Raw genomic sequence first — 7375 nt, 5'->3', positions numbered from 1 at the left:
ACGGCGACCACCGGATCTACCACAGCGGCGACACCGGCTACTTCCACGGCTTCGCCGAGACCGGCGCCCAGCACGGGCCCTTCGACGCGGCGATGATCCAGATCGGCGCCTACAGCCGGTTCTGGCCCGAGGTCCACATGACGCCCGAGGAGGGCGTCCGGGCCCACCTCGACCTCGGCGGCGGCGTGCTGCTGCCGATCCACTGGTGCACCTTCGACCTCGCCCCGCACGCCTGGGACGAGCCGATCGAACGGACGCTGGAGACGGCGCTCGCGCACGAGGTCGCCGTCGCGACGCCACGCCCGGGCGAGCCGTTCGAACCAGGCGAGCCACTGCCGCAGCGCGCCTGGTGGCGCGTGATCGCGGCCCCGGGCGCGCACGAGGACGTCGACGGTGACACCCAGTCGCTCATCCCCGTCCCCGCCGACCTCACCCCGGACGCGGACCGCCCGGACGAGAACGACGCAGACGACGCCGTGACCGCCCCGGCCTGACCCTCGCTCCGCTCAGCCGCAGGTAGCCCGCGGGTCAGTCGCGGCGCAGCGCCAGCAGGCGGAAGGCCGGGTCAGGCCGCCCTGGGTCCCGGCCCCGGCGCGGACCGGACGGCCCGTGACGGCGCGGCAGGCGGTCCCCTCCGCTCGGGGTCGACGGACGCGGGTAGCCCGCGGGTCAGTCGCGGCGCAGTGCCAGCAGGCGGAAGGTCGGGTCGGGGCGTCTGCGGTCCTGGTCCGGCAGGGCGGCGAGGCCGTCGAGGATGCGCAGGCGGTCCGCCGGCGCGAGGCGGCGGGCCCAGAACTGGTAGCGGTCGCCGCGGATCAGCTCCGCGAGGGATGCGGGCGTCGTGCCGCGCAGGTGCGCGGTGAACGCCCCTTCGCCGACCGGCGCGAGCCCGAACTCCGCCGCGTGCGCGACGATCCGCGCGGTCGCGTCCTGCTCGGCCGCGCCCACGGCGTTGTCCCGTCGCGGGCGCAGTTCCCCGAGCACGTCGTCGATGTCGCTGCCGACGTCGTGGCAGGCGTCCTTGTCGACGGTGCAGACCACCACCCCGCCGGGGCGCAGCACCCGCGCGAACTCCGCGACGACCGGTCGGGAGTCGGGCAGCAGGTGGAGCAGCCACACGCTGGTCACCGCGTCCAGCGTCCCGTCCCGGAAGGGCAGCCGGTCGGCGCTCGCCCGTACGGCCCGCCCTGGCAGCCGGTCGTTCGCCAGTCGCAGCATGGCGTCGGTGAGGTCGACGACGACCACCTCCCGGCCCTGGCGGACGAGCCGTCGGCCGATGATGCCGGTGCCGCCGCCGACGTCGGCGAGCAGGCGGACGTCCTCGGGCAGCAGCGCCCCCAGCCCTTCCGCCGCCGCCTGCGCCCGCACCTCGCCGCCACGCGACTCGTCGTAGCGGTGCGCCTCCGTCTCCCAGGAGAACTTCGTCGTCGTCATGCGGGGCAGGCTACGCCTCGCATGATCATCCGTCACCAGGGCCTGGCGGTCCTCGGGAAGTCGACGAGGTCGAGGTAGAGCGGCAACCGGCACCGCTGCGGCTTCGGCCGGACGCCGCGGGCGTAGGTGAACCGCCGCCCGGCGAGGACGTCGGTCACCACGTCCTCCGAGGCGGCCCGGCCGCGCAGCAGGAACCGGTCGAACGCGTAGGGGATGCCCTGGGAGGCCAGGGCCGAGGGCCGGTCCATGACCTGGAAGTGCAGGTGCGGCGCCGCGCTGTTGCCGCTGTTGCCCAGCTGCCCGACCTGCTGACCGACCCGCAGGTGCTCGCCGAGGCGGACGTGCGCGCGGACGCTGCCCGGCTTCATGTGCGCGTACAGGGCGTAGTAGGTGTGGCCCTGGTAGGTGAACCTCTCGATGACGTGGTTGCCGGCGAAGTCCGCCAGCGGCAGCCCGCCCAGCGGCGGCTCGATCGTCGGCACCTGGTCGGGGAGGCCGTCGCGCAGCTCGACGACCTCGCCGTCGGCGGCGGCCGTCACGGGGGTGCCGTAGTACCGGTAGCTGGAGATCCTCGTCGCGGGTCCCGTGAAGAGCCGGTCGTGGTCGTCGAGCTTGATGAAGTCGATCGCCGAGCGCTCGGGGAAGTTCGTCCGGCCGTCGAGCGGGTTGACCGACCCGCGGTGGGCGGTGACGATCTGGCAGCATCCGTTCGCGTCGAACCACCGCGTGCCCGCGAGCGGCGGGGCGACGACCGGCGCGGGAAGGCGGGAGACGGCCGTGGGCGCGACGGTCACGGTGACGTCGGCGGGGACCAGGCCGCCGGCCTGTCCGGTCGGGAAGGTCACCCGGACCCGGTGGACGATCGTGCGCGGGACGTCCGCCCAGGACGGCACGGTGGCGTCCAACCAGACGATGCCCTCCTGCCCGGGGCCGAGGACCGCCTGCGGGCCGGGCGCCGTGGCGATCTGCGCGACGGCGAAGTGCGAGGCGACCTGGCTGCCGGACAGCGAGTCGAGCACCCTCGCGGGGTGCGCCCGGTCGAGGGCCCGGACCGAGTCGATCGTCGCGGGGTCGGTGCCGAAGTTCACCAGCAGCAGCTCGTACGGCATGTGGATCCGGCCGTCCGTGCCCTGGACCGGCACCGGGGAGATGCTCGGCGCGACGGAGACCGCCGTGACCTGGTCGCGTGCGGGGTGGCCGCTCCCCCGGGCGACGGCGGCGGATCCGCCCGAGAGGCCGACGACGCCGGCCAGCACGGCTGAGGTGAGAACGGCTGAGGCGAGGACTCTCCACATGGTCGTTCCCCTGAGGTCGGTGGGCGGCCGATGCCGCCGTCGCCGGACGACGGCGCCCGGATTCCGGACCGACCCTAAGTCGCCGCCCCGGCACGGGACGCCCGTTGATCCGAGCGTGGGTGTGTCGCCGGGCGCCGTCCGAGGCGCCCGCCCGCGCGGGTCAGCCGATCTGTTCGGCCAGGGCCACGATGACCCCGGCGGGGCCGCGGAGGTAGCAGAGCCGGTACACGGTCTCGTACTGCGCCACCTCGCCGAGCAGTTCCGCGCCGTGGGCGCGCAGGCGCGCGACGGTGTCGTCGATGTCGTCGACGGCGAACATGACCCGGTGCAGGCCCAGCGTGTTGGGCGGCGGATTGCGCGGCACGGGGTCGACCGGCGCGGGGTGTCGGTAGGTCGAGAGTTCGAGCCTGCCGTGGCCGTCCGGGGTGCGCATCATCGCGATCTCGCTGCGCACGCCGTCGAGCCCGACCGTCTGGTCCGCGAACAGGCCCTCGACCTCCTGACGGCCTTCGAGCGCCAGGCCGAGCTCGGCGAAGAACGCGACGGCGGCATCCAGGTCGTCGACGACGATGCCGACGTTGTCCATGCGTTGAACGGTCATGCGTCCGAGCTTAGGACCGCGCCGCGCCGCCTCAACGGAGCCGCCAGGGCGTCCGCGCGCCGGAGGCGAAGGCTGCCTGGCCCTCGGCGAGGGACCGCGGGTCGTTGCCGACCTGGATGAGCGTCTTGGCCACCTCCAGGGCCTGCCGGTAGCCCAACTCCTGCGCGTACCAGACCGCGCGCAGCGTCGCCTGGACGGCGAGCGGGGGCTGGGAGGCGAGGGCGGCGGCGGCCCGTCCGGCGGCCTCGCGCAGCTCCGACGCCGGGACGACCTCCTGCACCAGGCCGATCTCGTACGCGCGGCGGGCGCTGACGCGCTCGTGGTTGCCCATCAGCTGCATCCGCATCACCTCCCCCAGCGGCATGCGCTGCAGCATCGCCATGGACTCGAAGACCGCCGCCATGCCGAAGGTGGTGTGGGGGTCGAAGAAGGTGGCGTGCTCCGCCGCGATGATGAACTCGACCTGGCCGAGGAGGTAGAACGCGCCGCCGCAGGCCATGCCGTTGACGGCGGCGATGACGGGCTTCCACAGGTCCCCCGCCGTCTTCGGGCTGATCCAGTCGCCGGGGTCGTCGAAGTGCAGGGGCGTGCCGCCGCGGGTGCCGACGCGGAGCTCCGGGTCGGCGAGGGCGCCGCGGTCGACGCCGGTGCAGAACGCGCGCTCGCCCGCGCCGGTGAGCACGACGACACGGACCGCGTCGTCCTCGCGCAGCTCCCGCCAGAGCGTGCGCAGTTCGCGCAGCATGCGGGCGTCGAAGGCGTTGTGCACCTCAGGGCGGTCCAGCGTCACCCAGGCCACGCCGTCCTCACCCGCCTGGTAGTCCAGGGTCTCGAAGCGGCCCACTCTCGGATCCTCCCGCCCTCCGGCCCGCCGGAAGCCTGGCGCACGCAAGTCCGGCGCACGCAAAGCCTGGCGCACTGAATAAGAACACGTTCTACTGGTGCCTCATCGTCCGCCATAGCGGCGGGAGGGGGAAGGCCATGCGCGAACAACGTCACGGACGCCGCATCATGATGACCCCCGAGGAACGCGACGCCTTCCTCGGCGCGCAGCGCACCTGCCGGGTCGCCACCGTGTCCGCCGACGGTCGTCCGCATGTGACGCCGCTCTGGTTCGCCTGGGACGGGTCCGCGCTGTGGCTGTACTCCGTCGTCCGCAGCCGCCGCTGGGCCGAGCTCCAGGCCGACCCGCGCGTCGCCGTCGTGGTCGACGCGGGCGAGGAGTACGGCGAGCTGCGCGGTGTCGAGGCGACCGGCTCGGCCGAACCCGTCGGCGAGGCGCCGCGGACCGGGGCGGAACCGGTCCCGGAGCTGGAGACCGTGGAGAAGGCGTTCGCGCTGAAGTACGGCTTCGGCGAGCGGATGTTCCACGACGGCCGCCACGCCTGGCTCCGGATCAGGCCCGAGACCCTCACCACCTGGGACTTCCGCAGGCTCGACGGCGAGTTCCGGCGCTGAGGAGGCCGCTGACTTGCAAGGTCGCGCAGATCACAGCTACCTGGCAGTTGCCATCTGAAACGATGGGGCGGTGACAGCCGCGACACCGCACCAGCCAGCCTCCCCGTCCTTCCCCGCCGGACCGACCGAGATCAAGGGGTTCGACGACCTGCTCAGTCTCGACGAGATCGACCAGGGCCTGTTCCGGGGCTGGTGCCACGCCGGCGCGCCGCTGCGCGCCTTCGGCGGACAGGTCGCGGCGCAGGCGCTCGTCGCCGCGGGGCGCACGGTCAGCCCGGGACGGCTGGTCCACTCGCTGCACGGCTACTTCATGCGGCCCGGCGACCCGCGCCGACCGCTGGTCTACGAGGTCGAGGCGCTGCGCGACGGCGGCTCCTACACCACGCGCCGGGTCACCGCGATCCAGAACGGCGAGGCCGTCTTCACCCTCTCCGCCTCCTTCAAGACCCCGGAGGAGAGCCCGGACCGCCAGCGCGAGATCCCGGACCTGCCCGACCCCGAGGGGCTGCCCGACCCGTACGCCGCGTGGGCGGCGGGCGGCCCGGAGAACTACTGGGGCACGACCGGCCGGCTCACCCTGGACATGCGGATCATCCCCCGCGACCGCCCCGGCCTGCCCGTCGAACTGCCGGGTGTGGTGCAGCAGTTCGTCTGGCTCAAGTCGGCGCAGCCGCTGCCGGCCGACGAGCCGCTGATGCACGTCTGCGCGCTGGCCTACCTCTCCGACCTGACCCTGGCCTCCACGGCCGCCCTGCACGTGCAGCGTCCGCGCGCCGAGCGGACCGAGCCGTCGGAGATCAGCCTGGCCTCGCTGGACCACGCGATGTGGTTCCACCGCCCCTTCCGCGCGGACGAGTGGCTGCTCTTCGCCCAGCGCAGCCCCTCCTCCTCGGACGGCCGCGGCCTCGCCCAGGGCGAGTTCTACACCCGCGACGGACGCCTGGTCGCCTCCGTGGTCCAGGAGGCGCTGATCCGCGTCCGCAGACCCAAGCCCAAGGACTGACGTCGCTCCCCCTCGACGCCCGCGGGGCGGAAAACCCGGTGCCGCCCGCCAGCCCCGCGGCCTAGGGTCGGAGCCTGGGAACGCCGCGAAGGGACGGGGATGACACTCGATTTGGACGGGCCCGTACTGTCGGGTTCGTTGGTGCGCCTGGAGCCGCTGGACCACCACCACGCCTCCGACCTCTCCGCGGCCGCGACGCAGGACCGCGAGACCTACGGCTTCACCCTGGTCCCCGGACCGGAGGAGATGGACGCCTACATCGAGGCCCGGCAGGCGCTCCGGGCCGCCGGCCGGCTCGTCCCCTACGCGCAGATCTCCCGCGCGAGCGGACGCGCCGTCGGCTGCACCGCCTTCTGGGACCCTCGTTGGACGGAGTGGGACGAGCGGCCCTCCCTCTTCGCCGTCGAGATCGGCTGGACCTGGCTGGCCGGGTCCGCCCAGGGCACCGGCATCAACGCCGAGGCGAAGCTGCTGCTGTTCCAGCACGCCTTCGAGACGTGGGACGTCGCCGCACGCCTTCGAGACGTGGGACGTCGCCCGGGTGGACCTGAAGACCGACGCGCGCAACGCCCGCTCCCGCGCGGCGATCGCGTCCGTCGGCGGGACCCTCGAGGGCGTCCTGCGGCAGTCGGCGCGCTCCTGGGTACCCGGCGAGGAGGGTCGGCTGCGCGACGCCGCGGTCTTCTCGATCGTCGCGAGCGAGTGGCCGGCGCGGAAGCGCGCCCTTCAGGCGAAGGTCGCGGCGGCCGTGGACCGTGCCGCCGAGGGTGAGCCGCAGGCCCTAGGCTGACGGGTATGAAGATCGACGACGTGACCGGGATCCTGCGCGAGGCGGCCGAGACCGTGATCCTGCCGCGCTTCGGGGCGCTCGCGGCCGGCGAGGTGAGCGAGAAGACGCCCGGGGAGCTCGTCACCGTCGCCGACCGGGAGGCGGAGGCGCTGATCAGCCGTCGGCTGCGGGAGCTGCTGGACGCGCCCGTGGTCGGCGAGGAGGCCACCGCCGCGGATCCCACGCTGCCGCGCGCCCTGCGCGAGTCGCCCGCGGCCTGGGTCGTCGACCCGATCGACGGGACCGGCAACTTCGTCGCCGGACGGCCCGGCTTCGCCGTCATGGCGGCGCTGGTCCGCGGCGGCGAGACGGTCGCCGGATGGATCCTGCGGCCGGTGGACGGGACGGCGTACGTCGCCGAGCGCGGTTCGGGCGCGTGGCGCGGCGAGACGCGCCTGCGGCGCGACCCGGCGCCCGCCGACGCGGCCGAGCTGCACGGCGACGTGCTGACCCGCTTCCTCGACGAGCCGGCCCGCGCGCGCGTCGCCGCGGCCGCGCCGCGGTTCGCCTCCCTCGGTCGCGGGGCGAGCTGCGCGGGCGTCGACTACCCCCGCCTCGCGGAGGGCGAGCGGGACTTCGTGCTGTACCGGCGCATCCTGCCGTGGGACCACGCGCCGGGCACGCTCCTGCTGCAGGAGGCCGGCGGGCACGCCCGCCGCCTGGACGGCTCCCCGTACCGCCCGGGCGAGGACCGCACCGGCCTGCTCGCCGCGGCGGACCCGGACTCCTGGGAGCGGGCGCGGGAACTGCTCGTA

Annotated in this window: 9 protein-coding genes and 1 pseudogene; 6 read left to right on the top strand and 4 right to left on the bottom strand. The window is 74.3% G+C overall.

The annotated features are described in order from the left end of the window. Positions 1–494: MBL fold metallo-hydrolase (locus tag TR50_RS34530; protein ID WP_160311234.1), on the top strand; the 494-nt coding region annotated here is incomplete at its 5' end. 175 nt (positions 495–669) lie between these two features. Here TR50_RS34530 and TR50_RS34525 read toward each other — a convergent pair. The 4 genes from TR50_RS34525 to TR50_RS34510 form a co-directional block, all read right to left on the bottom strand. Beyond that, positions 670–1434: a class I SAM-dependent methyltransferase gene (locus tag TR50_RS34525; RefSeq protein WP_042431585.1), complete on the bottom strand. Its 765-nt coding sequence runs from the start codon at positions 1432–1434 to the stop codon at positions 670–672. Positions 1435–1466: 32 nt separating this feature from the next. Beyond that, positions 1467–2729: a M23 family metallopeptidase gene (locus TR50_RS34520; protein ID WP_084701461.1), complete on the bottom strand. Its 1263-nt coding sequence runs from the start codon at positions 2727–2729 to the stop codon at positions 1467–1469. 160 nt (positions 2730–2889) lie between these two features. Beyond that, positions 2890–3330, bottom strand: coding sequence for a VOC family protein (locus tag TR50_RS34515; protein ID WP_084701459.1), 441 nt, complete (start codon positions 3328–3330; stop codon positions 2890–2892). A gap of 31 nt (positions 3331–3361) precedes the next feature. Continuing rightward, a complete protein-coding gene (locus TR50_RS34510; RefSeq protein ID WP_042431581.1) occupies positions 3362–4174 on the bottom strand; it encodes an enoyl-CoA hydratase/isomerase family protein in 813 nt (270 codons plus the stop codon). A 137-nt stretch (positions 4175–4311) separates the two neighbouring features. Between TR50_RS34510 and TR50_RS34505 the strand changes: the two genes are divergently transcribed. From TR50_RS34505 to TR50_RS34490, 5 genes and pseudogenes are all read left to right on the top strand, one after another. Then, positions 4312–4788, top strand: coding sequence for a pyridoxamine 5'-phosphate oxidase family protein (locus TR50_RS34505; protein ID WP_042431579.1), 477 nt, complete (start codon positions 4312–4314; stop codon positions 4786–4788). Between the two features lie 130 nt (positions 4789–4918). Continuing rightward, positions 4919–5791 (top strand): acyl-CoA thioesterase, encoded by an 873-nt coding sequence (locus tag TR50_RS34500; RefSeq protein ID WP_201776915.1) that lies wholly within the window; start codon positions 4919–4921, stop codon positions 5789–5791. A 99-nt stretch (positions 5792–5890) separates the two neighbouring features. After that, positions 5891–6232 (top strand): annotated as a pseudogene (locus TR50_RS50455) (GNAT family N-acetyltransferase); the annotation flags it as partial. A gap of 100 nt (positions 6233–6332) precedes the next feature. Beyond that, positions 6333–6581 carry a GNAT family N-acetyltransferase gene (locus TR50_RS50450; RefSeq protein WP_439654267.1) on the top strand — a complete coding sequence of 83 codons (249 nt, stop codon included), beginning with the start codon at positions 6333–6335 and terminating at the stop codon, positions 6579–6581. A 5-nt stretch (positions 6582–6586) separates the two neighbouring features. Continuing rightward, positions 6587–7375 (top strand): inositol monophosphatase family protein (locus tag TR50_RS34490; protein ID WP_042431574.1); only part of this gene is annotated, 789 nt, incomplete at its 3' end.

This window comes from Streptacidiphilus anmyonensis, assembly GCF_000787855.1.
In the GTDB taxonomy this organism is placed as follows: Bacteria; Actinomycetota; Actinomycetes; order Streptomycetales; family Streptomycetaceae; genus Streptacidiphilus; species Streptacidiphilus anmyonensis.
The sequence above is the reverse complement of the archived record's forward strand: the minus strand, read 5'-3'. Positions and strand labels throughout refer to the sequence as shown.

What these genes read in the sequence shown, in the direction of transcription:
- TR50_RS34520 (WP_084701461.1), bottom strand. Translation starts at nt 2,729, where the DNA reads ATGTGGAGAGTCCTCGCCTCAGCCGTTCTCACCTCAGCCGTGCTGGCC.
- TR50_RS34515 (WP_084701459.1), bottom strand. Translation starts at nt 3,330, where the DNA reads ATGACCGTTCAACGCATGGACAACGTCGGCATCGTCGTCGACGACCTG.
- TR50_RS34525 (WP_042431585.1), bottom strand. Translation starts at nt 1,434, where the DNA reads ATGACGACGACGAAGTTCTCCTGGGAGACGGAGGCGCACCGCTACGAC.
- TR50_RS34505 (WP_042431579.1), top strand. Translation starts at nt 4,312, where the DNA reads ATGCGCGAACAACGTCACGGACGCCGCATCATGATGACCCCCGAGGAA.